Origin of the sequence: Burkholderia sp. MSMB1072, assembly GCF_001524725.1 — a bacterium.
Classification (GTDB): domain Bacteria; phylum Pseudomonadota; class Gammaproteobacteria; order Burkholderiales; family Burkholderiaceae; genus Burkholderia.
In genome coordinates, this window is record NZ_LOYC01000010.1 from 110,474 (window position 1) to 131,321 (window position 20,848).

30 protein-coding genes, 2 tRNA genes and 1 pseudogene are annotated in these 20,848 nt (G+C 61.3%); 17 read left to right on the forward strand and 16 right to left on the reverse strand.

Translation table 11 applies throughout. From position 1 onward, the window contains the following. Window positions 1–7: 7 nt before the first annotated feature. Both WS89_RS05590 and WS89_RS05595 read right to left on the reverse strand, forming a co-directional pair. On the reverse strand, window positions 8–553 hold the full coding sequence (locus WS89_RS05590) for an NUDIX hydrolase (protein ID WP_006476111.1): 546 nt from the start codon (window positions 551–553) through the stop codon (window positions 8–10). 183 nt (window positions 554–736) lie between these two features. Beyond that, window positions 737–813, reverse strand: a tRNA-Met gene (locus tag WS89_RS05595). Between the two features lie 197 nt (window positions 814–1,010). On the opposite strand from WS89_RS05595, the gene WS89_RS05600 reads away from it, so the two are divergent. From WS89_RS05600 to WS89_RS05610, 3 genes are read left to right on the forward strand one after another with little or no spacing between them, the layout of a single operon-like run. Then, the gene (locus WS89_RS05600) at window positions 1,011–1,508 is read left to right on the forward strand and encodes a heme-degrading domain-containing protein (protein WP_006476110.1); all 498 of its coding nucleotides are present in this window, start codon (window positions 1,011–1,013) and stop codon (window positions 1,506–1,508) included. Between the two features lie 9 nt (window positions 1,509–1,517). Then, on the forward strand, window positions 1,518–1,850 hold the full coding sequence (locus WS89_RS05605; RefSeq protein WP_373557105.1) for a DMT family transporter: 333 nt from the start codon (window positions 1,518–1,520) through the stop codon (window positions 1,848–1,850). A gap of 31 nt (window positions 1,851–1,881) precedes the next feature. After that, on the forward strand, window positions 1,882–3,036 hold the full coding sequence (locus tag WS89_RS05610) for an enoyl-CoA hydratase/isomerase family protein (protein ID WP_059789942.1): 1,155 nt from the start codon (window positions 1,882–1,884) through the stop codon (window positions 3,034–3,036). Between the two features lie 133 nt (window positions 3,037–3,169). Here WS89_RS05610 and WS89_RS05615 read toward each other — a convergent pair whose 3' ends face one another. Then, window positions 3,170–3,598, reverse strand: coding sequence for a hypothetical protein (locus WS89_RS05615; RefSeq protein WP_034207173.1), 429 nt, complete (start codon window positions 3,596–3,598; stop codon window positions 3,170–3,172). Between the two features lie 340 nt (window positions 3,599–3,938). Between WS89_RS05615 and ssuD the strand changes: the two genes are divergently transcribed. The 8 genes from ssuD (at window position 3,939) to WS89_RS05655 (ending at window position 9,044) form a co-directional block, all read left to right on the forward strand. Continuing rightward, window positions 3,939–5,096, forward strand: coding sequence for an FMNH2-dependent alkanesulfonate monooxygenase (gene ssuD / locus WS89_RS05620; protein WP_059789944.1), 1,158 nt, complete (start codon window positions 3,939–3,941; stop codon window positions 5,094–5,096). Between the two features lie 15 nt (window positions 5,097–5,111). Further along, the gene (gene ssuC, locus WS89_RS05625; RefSeq protein WP_059789794.1) at window positions 5,112–5,924 is read left to right on the forward strand and encodes an aliphatic sulfonate ABC transporter permease SsuC; all 813 of its coding nucleotides are present in this window, start codon (window positions 5,112–5,114) and stop codon (window positions 5,922–5,924) included. Then, the gene (locus tag WS89_RS05630; protein WP_059789795.1) at window positions 5,921–6,880 is read left to right on the forward strand and encodes an ATP-binding cassette domain-containing protein; all 960 of its coding nucleotides are present in this window, start codon (window positions 5,921–5,923) and stop codon (window positions 6,878–6,880) included. The genes ssuC and WS89_RS05630 overlap by 4 nt, the downstream gene beginning before the upstream one ends. A gap of 57 nt (window positions 6,881–6,937) precedes the next feature. Then, complete coding sequence (locus tag WS89_RS05635) at window positions 6,938–7,153, forward strand: TOBE domain-containing protein (protein ID WP_006476104.1); 216 nt, start codon at window positions 6,938–6,940, stop codon at window positions 7,151–7,153. A 147-nt stretch (window positions 7,154–7,300) separates the two neighbouring features. Next, the gene (locus WS89_RS05640) at window positions 7,301–7,498 is read left to right on the forward strand and encodes a hypothetical protein (RefSeq protein WP_059499097.1); all 198 of its coding nucleotides are present in this window, start codon (window positions 7,301–7,303) and stop codon (window positions 7,496–7,498) included. Window positions 7,499–7,553: 55 nt separating this feature from the next. Next, complete coding sequence (locus WS89_RS05645; protein ID WP_059789796.1) at window positions 7,554–7,799, forward strand: hypothetical protein; 246 nt, start codon at window positions 7,554–7,556, stop codon at window positions 7,797–7,799. A gap of 128 nt (window positions 7,800–7,927) precedes the next feature. After that, window positions 7,928–8,914 carry a tRNA dihydrouridine(20/20a) synthase DusA gene (gene dusA / locus WS89_RS05650; protein ID WP_059785570.1) on the forward strand — a complete coding sequence of 329 codons (987 nt, stop codon included), beginning with the start codon at window positions 7,928–7,930 and terminating at the stop codon, window positions 8,912–8,914. Between the two features lie 54 nt (window positions 8,915–8,968). Next, window positions 8,969–9,044: transfer RNA gene (locus WS89_RS05655), tRNA-His, on the forward strand. 25 nt (window positions 9,045–9,069) lie between these two features. Here the strand turns inward: WS89_RS05655 and WS89_RS05660 are convergent. Together WS89_RS05660 and WS89_RS05665 are read right to left on the reverse strand one after the other, a co-directional pair. Then, window positions 9,070–10,248 (reverse strand): site-specific integrase, encoded by a 1,179-nt coding sequence (locus tag WS89_RS05660; protein ID WP_059789797.1) that lies wholly within the window; start codon window positions 10,246–10,248, stop codon window positions 9,070–9,072. Further along, window positions 10,224–10,433 carry a hypothetical protein gene (locus WS89_RS05665; RefSeq protein ID WP_059789798.1) on the reverse strand — a complete coding sequence of 70 codons (210 nt, stop codon included), beginning with the start codon at window positions 10,431–10,433 and terminating at the stop codon, window positions 10,224–10,226. Before WS89_RS05665 ends, WS89_RS05660 begins: the two co-directional genes overlap by 25 nt. Window positions 10,434–10,470: 37 nt before the next feature. On the opposite strand from WS89_RS05665, the gene WS89_RS05670 reads away from it, so the two are divergent. Together WS89_RS05670 and WS89_RS33600 are read left to right on the forward strand one after the other, a co-directional pair. After that, window positions 10,471–10,680, forward strand: a complete 210-nt coding sequence (locus WS89_RS05670) for a hypothetical protein (RefSeq protein ID WP_059789799.1) — start codon at window positions 10,471–10,473, stop codon at window positions 10,678–10,680. 62 nt (window positions 10,681–10,742) lie between these two features. Further along, window positions 10,743–11,003 (forward strand): hypothetical protein, encoded by a 261-nt coding sequence (locus WS89_RS33600; protein ID WP_156440330.1) that lies wholly within the window; start codon window positions 10,743–10,745, stop codon window positions 11,001–11,003. Window positions 11,004–11,469: 466 nt separating this feature from the next. Here WS89_RS33600 and WS89_RS34540 read toward each other — a convergent pair whose 3' ends face one another. Both WS89_RS34540 and WS89_RS05680 read right to left on the reverse strand, forming a co-directional pair. Next, a complete protein-coding gene (locus tag WS89_RS34540) occupies window positions 11,470–11,601 on the reverse strand; it encodes a hypothetical protein (RefSeq protein ID WP_257128132.1) in 132 nt (43 codons plus the stop codon). Window positions 11,602–11,619: 18 nt separating this feature from the next. Further along, a complete protein-coding gene (locus tag WS89_RS05680) occupies window positions 11,620–12,504 on the reverse strand; it encodes a phosphoadenosine phosphosulfate reductase domain-containing protein (protein WP_059789800.1) in 885 nt (294 codons plus the stop codon). A gap of 203 nt (window positions 12,505–12,707) precedes the next feature. On the opposite strand from WS89_RS05680, the gene WS89_RS33605 reads away from it, so the two are divergent. Next, on the forward strand, window positions 12,708–13,247 hold the full coding sequence (locus tag WS89_RS33605) for a hypothetical protein (protein WP_060354806.1): 540 nt from the start codon (window positions 12,708–12,710) through the stop codon (window positions 13,245–13,247). Window positions 13,248–13,284: 37 nt separating this feature from the next. Here WS89_RS33605 and WS89_RS05690 read toward each other — a convergent pair whose 3' ends face one another. Genes WS89_RS05690 through WS89_RS05700 form a run of 4 tightly spaced genes read right to left on the reverse strand, consistent with a single transcriptional unit; the run spans window position 13,285 to window position 14,511 of the window. After that, window positions 13,285–13,770, reverse strand: coding sequence for a VUT family protein (locus tag WS89_RS05690; RefSeq protein ID WP_059789802.1), 486 nt, complete (start codon window positions 13,768–13,770; stop codon window positions 13,285–13,287). Further along, window positions 13,758–14,072, reverse strand: a complete 315-nt coding sequence (locus WS89_RS34980; protein ID WP_441294212.1) for a deazapurine DNA modification protein DpdA family protein — start codon at window positions 14,070–14,072, stop codon at window positions 13,758–13,760. The genes WS89_RS05690 and WS89_RS34980 overlap by 13 nt, the downstream gene beginning before the upstream one ends. After that, window positions 13,958–14,233: a hypothetical protein gene (locus tag WS89_RS05695; RefSeq protein WP_059789803.1), complete on the reverse strand. Its 276-nt coding sequence runs from the start codon at window positions 14,231–14,233 to the stop codon at window positions 13,958–13,960. Before WS89_RS05695 ends, WS89_RS34980 begins: the two co-directional genes overlap by 115 nt. After that, window positions 14,230–14,511 (reverse strand): deazapurine DNA modification protein DpdA family protein, encoded by a 282-nt coding sequence (locus tag WS89_RS05700; RefSeq protein ID WP_059789804.1) that lies wholly within the window; start codon window positions 14,509–14,511, stop codon window positions 14,230–14,232. Before WS89_RS05700 ends, WS89_RS05695 begins: the two co-directional genes overlap by 4 nt. A gap of 14 nt (window positions 14,512–14,525) precedes the next feature. Here WS89_RS05700 and WS89_RS31845 point away from each other — a divergent pair. Beyond that, a pseudogene (locus tag WS89_RS31845) lies at window positions 14,526–14,992 on the forward strand (SOS response-associated peptidase family protein); the annotation flags it as partial. A gap of 116 nt (window positions 14,993–15,108) precedes the next feature. Here the strand turns inward: WS89_RS31845 and WS89_RS31850 are convergent. Further along, entirely contained in the window at window positions 15,109–15,693 is a 585-nt protein-coding gene (locus WS89_RS31850) for an HNH endonuclease (RefSeq protein WP_082741801.1), read from the reverse strand. Then, complete coding sequence (locus tag WS89_RS31855) at window positions 15,686–16,936, reverse strand: AAA family ATPase (RefSeq protein WP_179949775.1); 1,251 nt, start codon at window positions 16,934–16,936, stop codon at window positions 15,686–15,688. The genes WS89_RS31850 and WS89_RS31855 overlap by 8 nt, the downstream gene beginning before the upstream one ends. Before the next feature lie 191 nt (window positions 16,937–17,127). On the opposite strand from WS89_RS31855, the gene WS89_RS33610 reads away from it, so the two are divergent. Continuing rightward, window positions 17,128–17,352 (forward strand): hypothetical protein, encoded by a 225-nt coding sequence (locus WS89_RS33610; protein WP_156440248.1) that lies wholly within the window; start codon window positions 17,128–17,130, stop codon window positions 17,350–17,352. Here the strand turns inward: WS89_RS33610 and WS89_RS05710 are convergent. The 3 genes from WS89_RS05710 to WS89_RS05720 are packed head-to-tail and all read right to left on the reverse strand — an operon-like array spanning window position 17,344 to window position 19,732. Further along, window positions 17,344–18,459, reverse strand: coding sequence for a type VI immunity family protein (locus WS89_RS05710; RefSeq protein WP_059789805.1), 1,116 nt, complete (start codon window positions 18,457–18,459; stop codon window positions 17,344–17,346). The genes WS89_RS33610 and WS89_RS05710 overlap by 9 nt on opposite strands. Window positions 18,460–18,473: 14 nt before the next feature. After that, window positions 18,474–19,205, reverse strand: coding sequence for a VRR-NUC domain-containing protein (locus tag WS89_RS05715; RefSeq protein WP_059789806.1), 732 nt, complete (start codon window positions 19,203–19,205; stop codon window positions 18,474–18,476). Beyond that, window positions 19,202–19,732: a PAAR domain-containing protein gene (locus WS89_RS05720; RefSeq protein ID WP_059789807.1), complete on the reverse strand. Its 531-nt coding sequence runs from the start codon at window positions 19,730–19,732 to the stop codon at window positions 19,202–19,204. The genes WS89_RS05715 and WS89_RS05720 overlap by 4 nt, the downstream gene beginning before the upstream one ends. Before the next feature lie 251 nt (window positions 19,733–19,983). Here WS89_RS05720 and WS89_RS31865 point away from each other — a divergent pair, with 251 nt between their 5' ends. Continuing rightward, complete coding sequence (locus WS89_RS31865) at window positions 19,984–20,841, forward strand: DUF6932 family protein (RefSeq protein WP_218919443.1); 858 nt, start codon at window positions 19,984–19,986, stop codon at window positions 20,839–20,841. Window positions 20,842–20,848: the final 7 nt, after the last annotated feature.

A 20,848-nucleotide genomic window follows, 5' to 3' on the forward strand; every position in this document is an offset into this window, starting at 1 on the left:
GCGGGGCTCAGCCGTTGCGCAGCGAGCGGAAGATATCGCCGGTGTGCACGCCGTAGTCGCCGGCGGCGCGATCGGCGAAGAAGAAGCGCAGCGTCTGGCTGACGGTCGGGAACGCGATCTCGTCCCACGGGATGTCGGCCTCGTCGAACAGTTTGACTTCGAGGCTTTCCTCGCCGGCTTCGAAGCCCGGATCGGTGAGCCGCGCAAGGTAGAACAGGTGGACCTGGTGCACGTGCGGCACGTTGAGCAGCGTGAACAGGTTCTGCACCTCGACGCGCGCGCCGGCTTCCTCGAGCGTTTCGCGCGCAGCGGCTTCCGCGGTCGTTTCGCCCATTTCCATGAAGCCCGCCGGCAGCGTCCAGAATCCGTAGCGCGGTTCGATCGCGCGGCGGCACAGCAGGATCTGGTCGCCCCAGACCGGGACCGTACCGACGACGTTGCGCGGATTCTGATAGTGGATCGTGCCGCAGTGATCGCAGACGAAGCGCTCGCGGTTGTCGCCCGGAGGAATGCGCGCGAGGACTTCGTGACCGCAGACGGAGCAGAATTTCATGTCGAGTGGAAGGGACGAGTTGATGCGAGTGTATCACCGGGCCGCGGCATTCTCGAACGCCCGCGCATGCCGCGGCGTGTCGCGCGAAACGGCGGTCGGGTGTGCGACGAGGGGGCGGCGCCCGGACGCGCAAAAGCAAAAAGCCCGGCGTGAAGCCGGGCTTTTTGCGAAATTCTGGACGGTTGGTTGCGGGGGTAGGATTTGAACCTACGACCTTCGGGTTATGAGCCCGACGAGCTGCCAGACTGCTCCACCCCGCGTCCGTCGAAGAAATAGATTATATGGGCTAACCCGAATGCGTGCAAGTGTTTTCTGATGACCGGATCGCGGGCCCCGGTGGGGCCGGTACGGGGAAGCACGTGCGCTAGAATCGAGCGGTTTGTGTCGTCATTCCGGCAGCGGCCCTGCGCGATCGCCTCGGCGCCGTTGCGACTTTCACTACTGCATCGACGGATTCATGGACATCGCTCACGATCTGCAATCGATCGGCGCGCAGGAACAGGCGCTCGTGTTTCCCCATTTCGACCCGGCCCGCGCATGGGCGCTCGGCAACCGCATGCATGCGCTCGCGACGTCGCGCGGTCATGCGATCGCGATCGACATCGTCACGTTCGGCCAGCCGCTGTTTTACGCGGCGCTCGCGGGCGCGACGCCCGACAACGCCGACTGGGTGCGCCGCAAGCGCAACGTCGTCGCGCATTTTCGCCGCAGCTCGTACGCGATCGGCCTGCGCATGCAGCAGGCCGGCGCGACGCTCGCGGACAAGCACGGGTTGCCGGTCGCCGAGTATGCGTCGCACGGCGGTTCGTTTCCGCTGACCGTCGCCGGCGCCGGCGTGATCGGCTCGATCACGGCGTCCGGGCTGCCGCAGCGCGCGGACCACGAGTTCGTCGTCGAGGCGCTGTGCGCCGAGCTCGGTCACGACTATGCGGTACTGGCTCTCGCAAGGAGCTGAGCGATGCAACTGCCCGGTTACGCATGGCTCGCGATCGCGATCGTCGCGGAAGTGATCGGCACGTCCGCGCTGCGCGCGGCGGACGGTTTCACGCGCTTGTGGCCGTCGGTGCTCGTCGTCGCCGGTTACGGCGTCGCGTTCTACTGCCTGTCGCTCACGTTGCGCACGATGCCCGTCGGCATCATCTATGCAGTCTGGTCGGGCGCCGGCATCGTGCTGATCACGCTCGTCGCGATGCTGCTCTATCGCCAGGTGCCGGACCTGCCGGCGGTGATCGGCCTCGGGCTGATCATCTCGGGCGTCGTCGTGCTGAACCTGTTTTCGAAGATGCAGGCGCACTGAGCGTGCGCCTGCCGTTTGCCGGATGACCTTCATGACCGATTCCACTTCCGCCGCCGTTTCCGCCGAATCCGCCCAGCCCGACGTGCGTGCGTATGTCGCGAACCGCATCGGCTTTCTCGAACTGAACCGGCCGAAGGCGTTGAACGCGCTGTCGGTCGGCATGATCCGGCTGGTGCAGCAGGCGCTCGATACGTGGCGCGACGATCCCGACGTCGTCGCGGTCGTCGTGCACAGCCCGCATCCGCGCGCATTCTGCGCGGGCGGCGACGTGCGCTTCTTTCACGACGCGTGGCAGCGCGGCGACCGCGATGCGGTCGACACGTTCTTCATCGAGGAATACACGCTCAACCATGCGATCTTCACGTATCCGAAGCCGTACATCGCGTTGATGCACGGTGTCGTGATGGGCGGCGGCATGGGGATTTCGCAGGCGGCGCGGCATACGGGCGGCCTGCGCGTCGTGACCGACTCGACGAAGATGGCGATGCCCGAAACGCGCATCGGCCTGTTCCCGGACGTCGGAATGAGCTGGTTCCTCGCGCGTACGCCCGGCGCGATCGGCCGTTATCTCGCGGTGACGGGCGCGACGCTCGACGCGGCCGGCGCGCTGTACGCGCAACTCGCCGACGTCTATCTGCCCGATGCCGCGCTGCCGGCGCTGCTCGACACGCTGCGCAGCGTGCGCGTCGACAACGGTGCGCAGGCCGTCGCCTGCGTGACCGAGGCGGCCGCCGCGCACAAGGTCGTGCCGACGCCGGACACGTCGGCGCTCGCCGACGCGCGCGCCGGGATCGACCGGCATTTCGCGCAGCCCGACCTCCACGCGATCCTCGCGTCGCTCGACGCCGAGCAGGATTGCGCGGCGGTCGACGGGTGGGTCGAGAAGGCGACCCACGCGATGCGCGAGCAGCTGTCGCCGCTGTCGATGGCCGTGTCGCTCGAAGTCGTCGAACGCGCGCGCGGCGCGACAATGGCCGATTGCCTGCGGCGCGATCTCGATCTCACACGCTCGACCTTCGCGCGCGGCGACGTGATCGAAGGCGTGCGTGCGCTGATCGTCGACAAGGATCACAAGCCCGTGTGGCGTTTCAAGTCGGCCGCCGACGTCGACCGCGCCGACGTGCTCGCGATGTTCGACAGCCCGTGGGCGCCCGACACGCATCCGCTGCGCAAACTGAAAGACTGACGTCGATCGGGCACGACCCGTGCGTTCGATCGACGCGCGAGGCAGAAACGAAAAGGCCGCGTGCATGTGCACGCGGCCTTTTTCATGGACGTCGGCCGGTCCAGGCCCGAGGGGTGTGTCGTCCGGCCCGGCGTTATTCGTCGCCCGCGTCGTCCGACATGAAGGCGCGCATGAACACGAGCGCGCCGAAGCCCCACACCGCATTCGCCGCGAAGCCGGCCGCGAGCACGGGCATCATGTTGCCCGACGGCCAGATACCGCGCAGCGGATCGATCGCGAACACGCGGGCGGCCGTCAGAACGATACCGCCGAACACGAGCGCGCCGACCCACGATGCTTCGCGTTCCGGCGAGACGCGCAACAACCACGCCATCGGAATCGCACAGCACGCGCTGATCAGCGCATTCGCGACAAATTCAGGAATGCCGAGCGGCGCGAACGGTTGTGTCGAGAAGCCGGTCGCGGCGATCAGGTCGGCCGTGTGAAGGAGGGCGAGGGTGGCCTCGCGGAAGAACAGGGCGGCCAGGAAGCCGGACAGGAAGGGCAGGATGACTTTCTGCATCGATGAGCGCATCGCAGGCGCGCACGGCTGGGGCCGGGCGCGCGGAGTTATTCGGATAGGTGCGTCATTATAGGGCCCCGCCGCGGCGATATTCGCTCCAGCGTCGTGCTAATCACGAAAGCGGAAAACCTAAGCTCAAAAAAATCGTTCCAAAGCCCTGTACCGATCCCTAGACTGATTTCCCGGAAACAGCCGTGCGATCGCGTCCTCGTCCGCTGCACGGCCTGACCGGCGAGCCATCCCGATTCGAATGCACACCATGCATGCGTCGCTCATCCACGACGCGAGCAGGGCGATGTTTTTTCAAATTTCGGCAGTGACAGTCAAGCAGGAGCAGCAGATGAATGTGTTCTGGTTTATCCCCACGCACGGCGACAGCCGCTATCTCGGCACGGCCGAAGGCGCACGTGCCGCGGACTACGATTACTTCAAGCAGGTCGCCGTGGCGGCGGACACGCTCGGCTACGACGGCGTGCTGCTGCCGACCGGTCGTTCCTGCGAGGATGCGTGGGTCGTCGCGTCGAGCCTCATTCCGGCAACGCAGCGCCTGAAGTTCCTGGTCGCCGTGCGCCCCGGCATCGCTTCGCCGGGGCTGGCCGCGCGGATGGCCGCGACGTTCGACCGCCTGTCGGGCGGCCGCCTGCTGATCAACGTCGTCACGGGCGGCGATGCGGCCGAGCTCGAAGGCGACGGTCTCTTCGCCGATCACGACACGCGCTACGAGATCACCGACGATTTCCTGAACATCTGGCGCGGGCTGTTGACCGCGTCGCACGACAACGGCGGGTTCGACTATATCGGCAAGCACCTGCAGTCGAAAGGCGGCAAGGCGCTTTATCCGCCCGTGCAGCACCCGCATCCGCCGCTGTGGTTCGGCGGCTCGTCGCCGGCCGCTCACGCGATCGCCGCCGATCACATCGATACCTACCTGACCTGGGGCGAGCCGCCCGAGGCCGTCGCGAAGAAGATCGCCGACATCCGCGCCCGTGCCGACGCGCGCGGCCGCAAGATCAAGTTCGGCATCCGCCTGCACGTGATCGTGCGCGAGACCGAGGACGAAGCGTGGCGCGACGCCGAGCGGCTGATCAGCCGGCTCGACGACGACACGATCGCGCGTGCGCAGAAGGCGTTCGCGAACATGGATTCGGAAGGCCAGCGCCGGATGGCCGCGCTGCACGGCGGCAAGCGCGGCGGCCGCGACGCGCTCGAGGTCTATCCGAACCTGTGGGCCGGCGTGGGGCTCGTGCGCGGCGGCGCCGGCACGGCGCTCGTCGGCAATCCCGAGCAGGTCGCCGAACGCATGCGCGAATACGCGGATCTCGGCATCGAGACGTTCATCCTGTCCGGCTATCCGCACCTCGAGGAGTCGTATCGCTTCGCGGAGCTCGTGTTCCCGCTGATCAAGGGCAAGGGCGTCGAGAAGGCGGCCGGCCCGCTGTCGGGGCCGTTCGGCGAGATCGTCGGCAACAACTATCTGCCGAAGACGAGCCAAAGCTGAGCGAGGAGGCTTGCGATGACAACGAAAACGTCGGCGACGGGTATCGCCGTGGCCGCCCGCGCATGGCGCGGCGTCGCGCCGTGGCTCGTGCCGCTCGCGTTGCTGGTGGCGTGGGAAGTCGGTGCGCGCACCGGCTGGCTGTCGACCCGCGTGCTGCCCGAGCCGGTGGCGGTCGTGCGCGCGGCGTGGTCGCTCGTGACGTCGGGCGAAATGTGGGCGAACGTGAAAGTGAGCACGTGGCGCGCGCTGTTCGGCTTCGCGATCGGCGGCGGCGTCGGCCTCGCGCTGGGGCTTGCGACCGGGCTGTCGAAAGCCGCCGAGGTCGCGCTCGATTCGACGATCCAGATGATCCGCAACATCCCGGCGCTCGCGATGATCCCGCTCGTGATCCTGTGGTTCGGCATCGACGAGAAGGCGAAGCTGTTCCTCGTCGCGCTCGGCGTGTTCTTCCCCGTCTACATCAATACCTATCACGGGATCCGTTCGGTCGACGCGAACCTGATCGAGATGGCGAAGAGCTACGGCGTGCGCGGCTTCGCGCTGTACCGCGACGTGATCCTGCCCGGCGCGTTGCCGTCGATCCTCGTCGGCGTGCGCTTCGCGCTCGGGCTGATGTGGGTGATGCTGATCGTCGCGGAGACGATCTCCGCTCAGTCGGGCATCGGCTACATGACGATGAACGCACGCGAATTCCTGCAAACCGACGTGGTGGTGGTCGGCATCCTGCTGTACGCGGTGCTCGGCAAGCTGGCCGACGTGCTGGCGAAATGGCTCGAACGCGTGACGCTGCGCTGGCACCCCGCTTATCAATCAGGAGCAAAGGCATGAATGCGACGACCTCGGCGGCCGCCTACGGCCCGCTCGCCGGCGCAGACCTCGAGGCCGAGCTGGCGCAGGCCCGCGTTGCGGACGGCGATGCGCGCGATGCGGCGATCCTCGAACGTGACGGCAGCGCATCGGTCGTGCCGCTCGCGCGGCGGCGCGCGGGCGCCCCGGCTTCCGACGATGCGGTCACCTTGTCGGGCGTCAGCAAGCGCTTCGGCGCCCGCACGGTGCTCGACAACGTCGAGCTCGGCATCGCGCGCGGCAGCTTCGTCGCGATCGTCGGCCGCAGCGGCTGCGGGAAATCGACGCTGCTGCGTCTCGTCGCGGGGCTCGAGCAGCCGAGCAGCGGCGCGCTCGTGACGCGCGGCGAGGGCGGCGGCGTGCTCGATACGCGGATCATGTACCAGGATGCGCGCCTGTTGCCATGGAAGACCGTGCTGCAGAACGTGATGCTGGGCCTCGGCCGCGGCGCGCGCGACCAGGCCCGCGCGGTGCTCGACGAAGTCGGGCTGCTGGAACGCGCGAACGACTGGCCCGCTCAACTGTCGGGCGGTCAGCGGCAGCGTGTCGCACTGGCCCGCGCGCTCGTGCACCGGCCGCAACTGCTGCTGCTCGACGAGCCGCTAGGCGCACTCGATGCGCTTACCCGCATCGAAATGCATGCGCTGATCGAGCGCCTGTGGCGCGAGCACCGGTTCACCGCGCTGCTCGTCACGCACGACGTGCAGGAGGCCGTTGCGCTCGGCGACCGCATCCTGCTGATCGAGCAGGGGCGCGTGGCGCTCGACCAGTCGGTGCCGCTCGACCGGCCGCGTGCCCGTGCGTCGGCTGCATTCGCGGCGCTGGAGGATCGCGTGCTGAAACGCGTGCTCGCCGGCGGCGCCGGTACGGCCGATCAACACGCGGAACAAGCAGCAGACGAGGTTCGACCGGTCGGGCAGATCCGCTGGGCCGTTTAATTCCGGGCGGCTCCGGCCGCCCGTTCTGAGATTTTTTTCTTCGGAGCGATCATCCCGATGAGCATCACTGCAATCAACGTACGGAACCAGTTCAAGGGCAAGGTCAAGGAGATCATTCGCGGGTCCGTGGTTTCCGAAGTCGACGTCGAGACGCCGTTCGGCATCGTCACGTCGGTGATCACCACCCGTTCGGTGGACGAACTCGAACTGAAGGTCGGCGCCGAAGTCGTCGCGCTCGTGAAGTCGACGGAAGTGTCGATCGCGCGCCTCTGAGCGCGTGTGTCGCGCATCGGTGCGGCGCCGCCGGGTAGGCACGTGCCCGGTGGCGCCGCACGTGCATCCGCGCAGCGCGTTTGCCTCGGTATTCGACTCCCGGACGAAGTGCTAGGATGGAACGACACCGATGCCGGAGGCGAACGCATGACCCCCATCCTTTCCCCCGAAGCCATCGAGGCGCTGAAATGGATCGACCAGTTCGGCGACAGCCGGCCGGTTCCCGCCGCATTCGACGGCGTCGTCCATGCGTTGCTGAACGACGGGCTGATCTATCTGGCGACGGCCGACCGGGTCGATCTGACGGCCGATGGCCGGTCTTTCTTGTCCGACGAATACGATTGAGCGCGCGGCGCCGGCCGCTCAGGCGGCCTCGCGCGGCGTCGTCACGGAGCGTGCGATGGAACCGAGAGGCAGCGACCTCGGCGATTTCAGCGAGCCGTACCGCGGTTTCGAGATCGAGGTGAAGACCGAGCAGGTCTGGGACGGCGAGCATGCGCACTATCGCGTGCTGCAAGGCGAGGCCGTGCGGATCGACTGGCGGCCGGTCAAGGTCGACGGGATGCTGTTGACCGAGCGGCGCGTGATCGAATGCGTGCTCGACGAGGCACGCCGGGCGGTCGATGCGGAACTGGGCGACGGCTAGCGCACGCGTCGGGCGGGGGCGGCCAGTATTGCGGTAAAATATCCGGTTGTTTCCGCGCCGTCTGGCCTGTACCCGATTCCATGTCCGTTCCGTCCTCGCTTCCTCCCCGCCGTGTATCCGTCGCGCCGATGCTCGACTGGACCGACCGTCATTGCCGGTCGTTTCACCGCACGCTGACGCGCAACACGTGGCTGTATACGGAGATGATCACGACGGGCGCGTTGCTGTTCGGCGACGCCCAGCGGCATCTTGCGTTCACGCCGAGCGAATCGCCGATCGCGCTGCAACTGGGCGGCAGCGAGCGGGACGATCTCGCGCGCGCGGCGAAGCTCGGCGAGCAGTGGGGCTACGACGAAATCAACCTGAATTGCGGGTGTCCGTCCGAGCGCGTGCAGCGCGGCGCGTTCGGCGCATGCCTGATGAACGAGCCGCAACTCGTCGCCGACTGCGTGAAGGCGATGCGCGATGCGGTGTCGGTGCCGGTGACGGTCAAGCACCGGATCGGTGTCGATGCGGTCGAGGACTACGCATTCGTGCGCGACTTCGTCGGTACGGTGGCCGAGGCCGGTTGCGAGACGTTCGTCGTGCACGCCCGCAACGCGATCCTGAAGGGGTTGTCGCCGAAGGAGAATCGCGAGATCCCGCCGCTCAAGTATGACTATGCGTATCGGTTGAAGCGCGATTTTCCGTCGCTGGAGATCGTGATCAACGGCGGCATCACGACGCTCGATGAAGTCGAGCAGCATCTCGAGCACGTCGATGGCGTGATGCTCGGCCGCGAGGCATATCACAACCCGTACGTGCTGGCGGAGGTCGATGCGCGCTTCTACGGATCGAGCGCAGCGGTGCCGACGCGCGAAGAGGCCGAGGCGCAACTGATCGCGTATTGCGCGGCCGAGCTGAAGCGCGGCACCTACCTCGGCGCGATCGTGCGGCACGCACTCGGGCTGTATCGTGGCATGCCGGGCGCGCGTGGCTGGCGTCGCGTGCTATCCGACAACAAGAAGCTCGCGCGCGGCGATCTGGCCGTGTTCGACGAGGCACGCGCGCATCTGAACGAAGCCGAAGAAATTTTTGAAAAAAAGGCTTTGCAAGATTCAAAAGTGTTCGTATAATCTTGTTCTTCGCTGCTGAAACAAAACAGCGAAACGAAGCAAGCAGTATCAGTGGTGGCTGTAGCTCAGTTGGTAGAGTCCAGGATTGTGATTCCTGTCGTCGTGGGTTCGAGTCCCATCAGCCACCCCAACGAATGCATTAACAAAACAGGCGCTTAGGCGCCTGTTTTGCTTTGCGGGGGACAACTCGGGGACAATAACGTCGATTCGAGCCTCGCCATCTCTAGAGCGTTCTGCTCGCCATCCATCCATTTCGCGTACGTTGTCAGGAACATCTCGATGCTGTGCCCGAGCTGTTTCGCGCAAAAGGCTGGGGTCATTCCGGCCATCAGCATTGCCGTCGCGTAGCTATGCCGCATGTTGTACGGCCGCCGGTAGCGAATTCCGAGTCGTTTCAGAATCGGTGTCCAGAAGCTTCGTCGGAATGCACGCTCGTCCTCCCACCGGGTGCTGTACCGCGGATCATGAAAGATCGCGGCGCCAGCTATTTGGGTGAATGAGCGCTGACGTGTCAATGCGGCTAGTGCCCGGCTGTTCAGGCGAACCGTGCGCGCGACTGCTGTTTTGGTTCGATCCTTGTGCTCGCCGCGGACTAGCGCTTCGGCGACCAGGATGGTCGCGTTCTGCAAATCCACATTTAGCCACTGCAGGCCAAATATCTCCGATGTCCGAAGGCCGGTCCAGAACCAGAACTCGATGAGGTTGTGGACCTGTCCGGCATGGGCGCGCTCGGCCTCATCGATGATTTTTTCAGACTCGTCGCGGGAAAACGGATCCGGAGAGGGCTTTTGGTGTTTCGCGCGAGGCACATTTGCCGCGGGATTGTCGGTCAACACGTTGTCGGAGACGGCCAAGTCAAGCGCCTTTCTCATCACCGACACGTAATTGTTGACCGTTTTGCCGCTCAGGTCAGGCCGGCCCGCAATGGCAGTCAATATGTGGCTCAACTTCAATCTGCGGAGGGGAGTCGGTCCGAGCGGATTCTGATTCTTATCGCACGCTGCGGCCTTCCAGAATCGGATGGCACTCTCGTATCCGTCTTTCGTCGACGATTCGATTCGCTGGGCGGCGAGCCAGGTGTCGAGCCAGCCGCCGACAGTCAGTGTGCTGGGTGCTCCAGAGGTCGGAAAATATTCGACCAAACTGAAGGTTCCAAGCCTGATCCGATCGACGATCTCGGCAATCAGGCGGTGGGCGTATTTGACGTTTGCTGGAGTGGGCGGCATCGGTTTGCCGTTCAGCATCAGCGTTTGCCGCTCTCTTTTGCCGTCGAGTGTGAAGTTCAGGCGGATGGATGACGTGCGAATTTCTACGCCGCCGCTTGCTCTACCCATAGTTGATACCCTTTGATGGAAATGAAAATGCCGCCGTCAGGCGAGCGCCGGTACTCTCGACCTTCGAGCCACTTTCCGTCCTCGATTTTTCGGCGGATAGCCTTCTCGGTCAGGCCGGTGATCACGGCGGCGAGCGCCACGGTGACGTAGGCGGCCGGTGCAATCAGAGTAGGTGAGTCGACCATGCTACGATCCCTCTGTCTCAAAAAAAGCGTTGAACCAATGCTGAAGATATTTGTGATGCGCGGGTACGAGATGAACTGTGAGCCGCGCGTGACTGAGGACGGCAGGTTTGCCGCTCAGGTCGAGGTGACGAAGTTGGGGTTCAGCCGGGAGGCCGCGTTTCGCTCGCTCGGCGAGTTCGACACGGAGGCCGAGGCCGTCGCGTATACGAAGAATTTCTCGCAGGAGCGGCTGAGCCGCTACGGTTGAATGCGGGCATCTCAGATGGACTGAGGCCTTCGAAGTGGTCAACTTGTTTTTGGTGAAGTGGAATGAAAGTTAAAGAACCGAAATCGGCGGACGAGCTGCATCAGATTGTGTTGGGTCTGCTGAATCGATATTCGATCACTCGCGCTCAGCGTCAGGTAAAGATCGTTGCGCATCCACGGGACGAATTCGATCGCAATTGGAACGCTATTCCGGGCGAGGTGCGAGAAGGGCCAGACGCTGTGGCGTTTACTCTGATTTTCGGCCAAGCGGTAACAAACGTAATTGATTACGCGAGAGATTGTTACGAACTGGCGTCTAGTTGAATTCAGTTCAGTCAGTCGGGGCAGTGGCGTTCAGCTCAGGAGGTGCGGCGAGAAGGACGCTGGCGCGCGGCATGAATCGGTACGCGCAGAACACCCACCTGCAGCGCACCTGTGCAGGTCATTTTCGAACTCGTCTCACTGCGGAGGTCGACACGTGTGTTGACAATGCCTTCGCGGGTAGCGTGAGCACCACTATCCGCTGCCTCGCTCGCAAGTTCGGGGGCCGGGCTCTTTTCGTTTTGGGTGGTCGTCATGCTGGTCCTTATGCGTTCGTGGCATACACTGCGTACGGCCCGTCTTCGCTGTCGCCGATCTCGATCAGCCACCAACCCGTGTCTGGTTCGGGGTTCCACAGCGACACACCTTCACTGCGCTCGAAGTACGCGACGTAGGCCAAATGGTCTTCGTTCTCACTTTCGAGGTGGTGGTACGACGTCTTGATGCCGGCCTGGACTTCGAGCTCGGCTCATTGTTCTTTCGTGCACTGCTCGGCGCCGTCCATCGTGACTTGCCAGAAATGGCGCAGGTCCGGGTGCATGAAATAGCCGTCCTTGTCGTGAATGACGGGAATCGGTCGGAGAATTTTTCCGGTGGTCATAGTGTGGTCCTCAGATGGTCAGGCTGGAATTTCGGTGAAGTCGAACAGTTGCAACTGTCCTGCGCTGAATGCTTCGCAACTTTCCGAGCAACCACCATCTGAATCGGTGTCTTCGGGAAGTACGCGGAAGCCTTCGGCAGCCAGGCGGGCGGCAAAGAGTTGATCGGTTGACCGTCCAAGGCGAAAGAACACTTTTCGTTCGCCGGTCGATCCGGCTCCAGCGAACGGATATTGCTGTTCCATCCGGCGAGGGAAATCGTAAACTTCGGGGCAGTCGTCGATGTTTGCAAAGTGCTTCCGATCAGATTTTTTCCAACACCACTTGCAGTTGCCTAGGCGCTCGATTAAGTCGAGGTTGAACGCCTGATCGGCCCACCATTCGTTGATGTCCTGTTTGTCGACGGGCTGCCAGTGAATGAGTGGGTAGACGATTTGGTCTTTCTCAGCGCGCGGACTGACGCGCCTCTGTTCGTCTGCACGAATCCCAATGGCCACGTCATACGTGCCACGCTTCCATCCAATCGATTCCGCATAAGCGTAGATGGGACGCAGCTTCAGTTCGCGCGTGCAATGTGGGAAGTTCCGATTCGGGATTCCGTACTTCCGGATCATCTGCTCGAACGGTTCGCCGGAACGTGACGCGCCTTCGAACGACACTACGCGGAAACTCGTCGCTTTGCGCTGGCCATGAATCACGTCCACCTCGACCCATACGATGTTGAGGCCGAATTCCTTGTCACATTGATCAACGAAACGGAGCGTGTTTTCGTGTTCCTCGCCCGTGTTCGCAAAGATGAACAGGAGCTCGTATTGATCGGCGTATGCTTGCTTCAACAGGCGGGACATGTATGCAGACGTCCGGCCACCGCTGAAGCTCACAAGGAGTCTTGGCTTGGTGTTCATCACGCTCTTTATGTGAAATGAAGCGGGCGCCTAACGAACTGCTCATGGTGAGAGCGCTACATCCGACGCAATGGATTCAAAGTGGTTTGGGAATGCGCCGGCACTGAATTGCCGGGCGGGATTGTTCTGTGCTCGTCGTTGAGCGCGGAAGCCGCTGTATCATCAGCAAATCAACAACAACGGGGAACGACGTGAGGAAACAAGTGGGTTCAACGATCTATCTGGAGCGGGCGCTGTTCGTGATTGCGCCCAGGAATCACGGAAAGAGTACGACGCTCCGCTCTCTATTCCTCGATCACAGACTTGGTCGACAGGGGAAGATCCCCGATGAGCTGAAACTAAACGACGATTACTACCTCGGCAACGAGCGACGCCTCTATCTACGACTGACTTCTCCGCACGAAGCAGATGAGAATCTCGATCACTTTTTGGGCAAGTGCAATGAGAAGATGGGAGGTCCGGGACGGTGGAACTTTGCTGGGCCGCTGCATCCCGCTGCGTATAAGAGAATGCCTGATGCCGTCACTGCGATTGATGCGTTCGTCAATTTTTTCCAGCCGGAGCGCGTCCGAGTCGCTCTGCTTTCCCCGAATCATCAAGGAACCAATGAGCTAGAGTGGGATGGAAATAGAGACCTGTCTTCCGATCTGCTCGGCATCGATGGAGTTGAGGTGATTCGGATCGACGTGCGGAAACGTAACAAGAACGGTTTGCTGCTAGCGGACTTCTTCGACTTCACTTGACGAAATATTACTGCCGCGCCATGTTTCCCGGCGGTTTTCAGGTAGTTCGAGCCTTACGAAAGACGATCCATGACCATAAGGCGCCGCCGGCCACTTTCGCGACGAATTGCAGTGTTGCAATCATTGGGAAAATCGCCCCAAATGCAATAAGTGGAAAGATGATGGAATCGACTGCTGCACCGGCGACGTTTGCACCATTCGCCCGTGTAAGGATCGGAACGTGACGCGCAATCTGAAACACAATTGCGCTTGCTACTGCCGCGGCACTGAACGCGGCAAGCGAGGCAAATGCGATCTCCTTGGACGAGGGGTTGAGCACATAGCTGACCAGGCCGGCTACCGCTATCAAGGCAAACATCCGCGTCCATAGGGCGCGGCCGCGCCAGTCTAGGTGCAGGCGATCTCGAATCGCGAGATCAAGTCCGATGAGCAGAAACGCAATGATTGGCGTAGCCGCAGGCCCAAAATGGGCGACGGCTAGGTTCGCAACTGCAACCGCCGTGATATAGATCAAGACGTGCATAATTCCTCGGCGGTAAAGAGAGCGCGCTGTATCGGTTCGGAGCAGCAGTTTATCCTGTCAGTCCAGGCTTTGGCTTCGCGCCAGTCATTTGCATTGCGGCCCTGCTTGCGGGCGGCGAAGCTCCAAGCCAATGAATCAGCAGTGTGCAGCAACTCGCGTACGATCCACGACGACAGAGCCGTCGATTTCAACCCAAAGCCGTGCAGTTGAAGGTCGGGCCGCGCCGTCTTGATTGCATTAGCACGCGTTCGATCGCGCGTGGATCGCCGTTGCGCTTGCACACGGAACCGACGCCTACCCATGCGCCGTGTCTGAGGCGCTCGCCGTACGTCGTGACGTGTTGCACGTAGTCCTGGGGAGAGTAGCCCTGGAGTACCGGCTGGATGTAGACGCCGCCGACATCGCAATGCATCAACATGTCGTATCGATCGATCGTGAGCTGCTGGTGCTGCTCGATCGTCATGCCGGTGATCTGAGCATGTGCGCCTCGCACATGTAGTCCTGCGCTACGGCGGCCAAAAGATTTCCGTTTGTCGACCAGCGCTTAATGTGTTCCGCGTACTTGCTGACGTGTTCCGGGTAACCGCCGTGGGTCAGGATCGTGGAGAACGCCCCACTGTCCATGATCCAGTCGCCAACCGCAAACGCCGACTTGCGCGTGCGCAGGCGGTTCACGCTGATGAACGCGGCATCGAAATGCCGCGCATCAGAGGGCTGGTGCAACCCTGTAAAGAATCGCATGGCATGTATGCAAGCCGCCGTTCACGCGCACCACGATGAACGTCCGCGACGACAACCTTGGGAAGTCGCCGCTGTACGGGCCCGCTTGGCGCGCCGGCCGGCGTTGCCTGATTCCAGCCCGAACCGTCTCGAGCCGTCCTATCCAGACGCGCGCCAGGAAGCGAATGGAGACTGGGTGCTCGGGCCGTGCGTGTGGCAGCAAATCGGCGTGGTCGATCGCCCGACAATGTGCGTCGCCGGTATTTGGCGCACGCTGACGAATCCGGACGGCGCAGAGCGACACGTGATGTCGATGATTACCGTCAACGCCGACGGGCACCTGCTAATGTCGCGCATGCACAAGCCGGGGGAAGAAAAGCGATCAGTCGTGATTCTCCGGCCGGACGACTGGGAAGAGTGGCTGACGACCACGAACGTCGAAGCCGCGCGCGCGATGCTGCAACTCTACCCGGCGGACGAAATGTACGCGGAGGCCAAGTGATTCGGCGTTACGCCAAATTCGCCGACGAGGCTTGCTGTATAAGGCTGGGATGGGGTGTCACTGGTCCCCCCGACAGGGACCAGACTAACGAATCTTGCTGTCAGTCGCCATAACGATCAGGTTGCGCCGTGAGCTGCGAGGCGAGCGGCAACTACCATTGAGTACTCTTTCGACGCAGCAGCCTCTTCGGCGAGTGAGGCAAGAGCGGCGATGCGAAGTTGATCGTTAGACGTGCTGTCTGCTGCACGAATAACCTGCATTATTCGATCAAGCAACGTCTTGCGCTGCTCTAATAACTCAGGGCGATTTAACCCGATATCCTCGATCGTCAAATGGCCGCGTTCATTTTGCCGGCGTGCAAATATCCAATTGTATTCGGCTACTAGGAAATCTGCTGGATTCTCTTCATATGGGTTGATGTACGGAGTGCCAATGTCGTAATTGTCGCTCTTTTTATTGTTGCACCTGCTACACGCGATTCCGAGATTTTCCCAAGCAAATTCGAGTTCCGGGAACTTTTCCTCAGCCTTCGGTTTGATGTGCTCTACATCGCCAAAATCAATTGCAAGAATCTTGCTTTCGCAATACATACACTTTGAGTGCGTGCCGGCCAATAAAGCCTCTTTGTTTCTCGCATGCTTGTAGTTCTTGTCTTCTAGTGCCTTTGGGTACGGGCACTCAGGCCGAGTAAGCTTAATCATTTTTTTGCAGTACCCCTTGAATTGCCTCGGGGGCCAATGCTTCCAAGCCGCGAGCGCGCAGATCATCTCGCAAGTTGTCGAAAATGTTTGCCGTCGCTGGCTGGTTGGCATACTTCGACACCAATTCTTTCAATTCATCTTCTGCCCATACGGGAAGAGTAACCGATACGCCCAGCACCTCATCAAGGATTTGCGCGGCAGTTCTCGCCTTTTCCTTGAAGTCCAATCGGACCGAATGGATAGTTCCAGTATCGTCCGGTCGTAACGCGTAGACGTATGCATCAGGAACTGATGACACAACAAGGGGGCTATGTGTGCTAACAATGAAGCGTGCTCGCGGAAATGCGTCAATCAAGCACGGCAAGATTGTTCGTTGTACGCTTGGGTGGAGGTGATTTTCTAGCTCATCAATTATGGCGGTATACTCTTCGCCTTTCGCCACGTTCAAGTCAAGCAGGTAGAGCATCCAGATTGTCTCAATTAGAGACGAAAATCCACCTGAGGCCCCTTCGACGATAAATCTTTCAATCCCGTCTTTGCAGGCGAATACTACTTCCCCATTCTGAGCAATTTCGATATTCGCGAACTTGAATTGCTCTGGAAGTGCTTTCTTTAACGCTGCCTCGAAACCCTCGAAGTAAACTCTGTACTGTTCAAGTGGGCGTAGCAAAAAACGATCTCCGGATTTGATGCCATATGCGCCTACCATCCATCGGAACAAAGTTTTTTTCATAGCGCCAGCCATCGAGGCCGGGCTTCCATTGAGATCGCGTTGCTGCGACGCACGGGCATCCTCCAACGCGACTGCAGGGGTCAGGTCTGGTTGGGGGCTGATCGTGGTGGCGTCTACTGGCTGGTACGCAAAGGACGATCTAGTCGAGGAAACAAAGATACTGGGAACGGGTTTTGATGCTTGCAGTGCCAGATGCCCTCTAATATAGCCTGGCGAGCTGGAGAGAATGGACGTCGAGTCTTTTTGCCCGTGTTCGTTGGAGTACTCCAGCGTGCCAACACGGAGATAGTCCGTATCTGCAAGAAGCTTGGCCGCTGCCGACTCGCCCGGGGCGGGGTCAGGAATCTTGTAGTCGACGGCAACCCATTTCGCGTGCATCGCCAGGATTCGTAGCAGGGAAGTCTTCCCGCTGCCATTCGCACCAGTGATAATGGTCGTGCGGTTGGAGAGGTCGAGATCGACATTCCCCATTGCGTGCCAGTCGTGTACTGCCAGTCTTGCAAAATTCATACGTATGTCCGCGCGCCGAAATTGTCGGCCTTGTTGGAGATTCCGTTCAACTGCGGTCTCACTTGAGTGCCGTATCATGGGAATCAGTGAAGTATAAGCCGATACAACCGCGTCCTACAGCGGTGCTTGGGTTTTGGGGTGTGCAGCAAGGCGTAAGTTTTGGCGTAGCTTTCTGGCTAGGGTAGCGCTGGGTGTGGATTGGCATTATTTCGAAGGTAGCCGGTGAATGCCGCCCGCTTGAACTCGTGGGCAACCATCTGACGATTGCTGCACACGCTGAGCGTTATGCGAATCAGCCTTCAAATCCGGTGCACCGCGGGCAATCGGTGGCGAATGTCGAGGCAGCACGCGCGATGGTGCAGCCTTATCCGGCTGACGAAATGATCGTGGGGCGGCCGTTCATGCGCTCACATTGATGTCGGCAGCTTCGGCGTCTTGTGTAGTTCGACCCAGTAGCCGTTGATGCGGTCTGGCTCGACGTCGAGCCGACGTAGCCAAGCTTCGGTCGCAACTTGAGAATTCAACAGCGGCGCTGTGTTCGTCGCGGTTCCAGTCTGCAGGGTACCGATCTCGTCGGCAATGATCGGTCGCATTGCATTATTCAGCAGCACGTACGCGGCCGGAGGCTCGGGAGGGTGACCCGGCTCGCCGGCAATTCCCGTCTGCGGCGCGACGCCTGCCTGAATGATCAAGCCTCCGTTGTTGTAGGGCTGCTTGCGGAACCAGTCCGGCGGTAGGCCTAGTTTGTCCGCTCCCCCCAGTTTCTTTAGCAGGTCGGCGTTGACGGCCGTCAACCAATCCACCGTCTTGATGTGATCGGTGAGCCGACGGAGGTTCCGGCGCATCGGATCGCCGACATCCAGCCCGGGTCCGAACTTGCGCGCCCAGAAATATTCCGATGCCTCGTTCGGGCCCCGCTGCAGCAGAGACAGGTTCGCGGCATATCCGGCGTGACCGTTGACCGCATCGAGCTCGCCGACGGCTTGCGCGAAGAGCGCCTCAAACACGCCTGGGCAGAGCGTTAGGAAGGCCTGCGGCACGGAGAACGTCACAACGTCCATGCCTCGGTTTAACGATGCTTGCCAGTCTTCGAGGCAGAACGTCGCGAATTCCATCGTGCCGGCCTCGTCCTTGTCTGCCGCATTGGAGACGGCCAGCGTGAACGGCGCATTTGCCGGGATGCCCGTGGACAACGAGATGAGCGACGGCCCCTTTGATAGCTCCACCGGTTGCTTACCGTCCTGGTACAGCCATCGGAGCGGCGAGTCTTTCGACGGTTCACGGCCGGCCGACTGTTCTGCGGCGTGCTGGTAGACCTGCAGCGCATCGCTGTATCGCTCGTAGCAGGCGACAAGCGCCTTGCGTTTGGCCGGCGTATACCCGCCCGTGAAGTAGATCACGGCGCGCACGGCGAGGGCCGCACCTACGATCGCGCGTTGGTGCTTCGGCTCGAACGCGCCAAATGGCAACGTCCCGACTCGGTTCGGGTCATTGGCCCACGCGATCAATTCGTCCTTCGTCATTGGCATGGTGCGTATCAGGGAAAAGCCGGGAATGGGGGGAGTGACGGGGGTATGAGCGGCGGGAACAGGCTTCCCGAGCGCGCATTGGAGCCGCCGCCGAGGATGCTCTCAAGGTCCGTTTGCGACTGCTTCGCCGATGAGCGCTGCTCTTCTTCGTCAGCGTCACCACAGCCGCAATCATCCGGGCTTATGCCGGCATACTTCGATTCGTCGCCTGCGATGTCCATGTACGCGGCTTCCTGTGTCTTCGAAAATGAGTCGGGTGGGAACTTCATTTCTACCACCTTTTTGATATTCGACTGTACAGGAGGAAGTGACACGTCATTCACGATGACGACGTCCGGTCGTCGAATCCAAGGCTTGCTCTCTTCCTTATACGCATCCATGCCACCTGGCCAGTACTTCTGAATCCAAGCTGGAATCCACGGGTGCGGGGTCGACGGGTCGGACGCGCGCATGATTGGGGTTGGCGGCTCGTTCCGCATGTCATACGAGACTTCCGGAATGTAAGACGTCGTTTTGCCGGTCGCCACCTTCGACGCGAGGTTCTTTGCTCGTAGCCGCTGCGCGACGCACGATTGGCGGAGGAGCTTCGCGTCGCGGCTGAAAACGCCGATCGCCTTGCATCGACACAGCGCATCGCAGAGCACCGCGAGGTCTTCCGGGGACAGGTTGCCCTTGGTTATCCCGACCTGGGTGGTCATGCCGCTGCCGGCCGCCATGCTGCCCGATGCCGCGTTTGTCATACGTCGTTCGCCTGGCCGTTTTCGAAGTGGAGCGACGCCGCCTGATGGCTGCTTAGCCAGTCGGTATGGCCATCCGCATCGGTTGTGCCCTTGACAGTTTGGCCGTCGGCAGACGTGACGGTGTAGGGATGGTTCGCGAGGGGCGCGCGCGTCTTGTCGTCGACGAGCTGGAAGCGACCACGATAGGCACCATCGACTTGCGCGGTGGTCTGGGCGTGCACGCTTTTTCCCGCGCCGACAGAACCGCCCGCGCCGGACGTCGGCTCAACCGTTGCATTGCCCTGTGACGCGATCAGTCGTGCGCCGCAGGCCGTTCTGTCACCATCGGTCGCCACGGCGCGGCCGCCGAACGTCATGCTTCGAACCCGGACGCCCACGATGGGATAGACGCCGCCGCACTTCGGGCACGACACCATGTCACCTTCGAGGGCGAGGGGCTTACCGAAAACGATATTAGTCGACGTGCAGGCAATCACTCGGCCGCCGTGTGACGTCGTGTCGCCTTCTCGAATGAATGCTGAACCCATGCGTAATCCTCACAGGAAAAACTGAGCGGAATGTAGCATGCGCTGCACACGTCATTAGCCTGACAGGATTGCGGGGTGGGGATCGGTGCGATGTCAGGATCTGGCGCACTCGGGTATATAAATACCGCACCGAGCGTCACACGATGGCGATGATCACGGAATGGTGACGAGCACCAAGTCATGAAGCGTATGCACCTGCCTGAAGACGAGAAGCGGGCGGTTGTGATTCTGCGTTCGGACGATTGAGAGGAATGGCTGACGACGTCGAACGTCGAGGCCGCGCGGGCAATGCTGCAGCCGTACCCGGCGGAGGACATGTGGATCGACGCTGTTTCGAATTCATAGCTACCGATTGGCGTGACGACTGTACATATATACAGTATCATGGAGTTGAAAGATCTCCAGTGTTCGCTGTCGTCATGTCTGATGTTGGTCGCAATGAGCTACAATCCGCCGCTGAAATACCAGAGCAACTGACGCTCGATGAGTGCGCGGAAAGCCGGAGAGCACGCGCGGAAAATAAAGACCAACGCCGGGGTGACAGTTCAGTGATACCTGCATTTAATGCGTCTATGGTGTTGCCACCATTCATTGGTGACACACCAACGATACCTGCCGCGTGCTCGCCTTATGTTGCGGCGTTCTCCGAATATGTTCAGCGCTTTGGCCACTCGGAAGAGCGCCGTGAAATTCTTCGCGGCCTTAGAACATATCGGGCAGAGCTGCGAGCGAACGGATTCGTTGCTGGCTACCAGTGGCTTGATGGGAGCTTTTCCGAGGGCGTCGAGATGACGCGGGGCCGTCCGCCAGGCGACATAGATGTGGTGACCTATGCATACCGCCCGCCACATCTGTTGGACACACACGCGTTCGGTCAGTGGTGTATGCAAAATCAGGGACTTATCAGTCCGCGGGCCCTGAAGGCCAGGCTCCATTGCGAAGCTTTTTTCATCGATCTTCATAAACCGCCGCACTTGTTGGTGGACGATGTGCGATATTGGGCAGGGCTGTTTTCCCACCAGCGAGAGACCTTTCTCTGGAAAGGAATGGTTAACGTGCCACTCGACTCTGACGACAACGATGCCGTGGTCGCCGGAATATTGGGTTAGGAGGGGG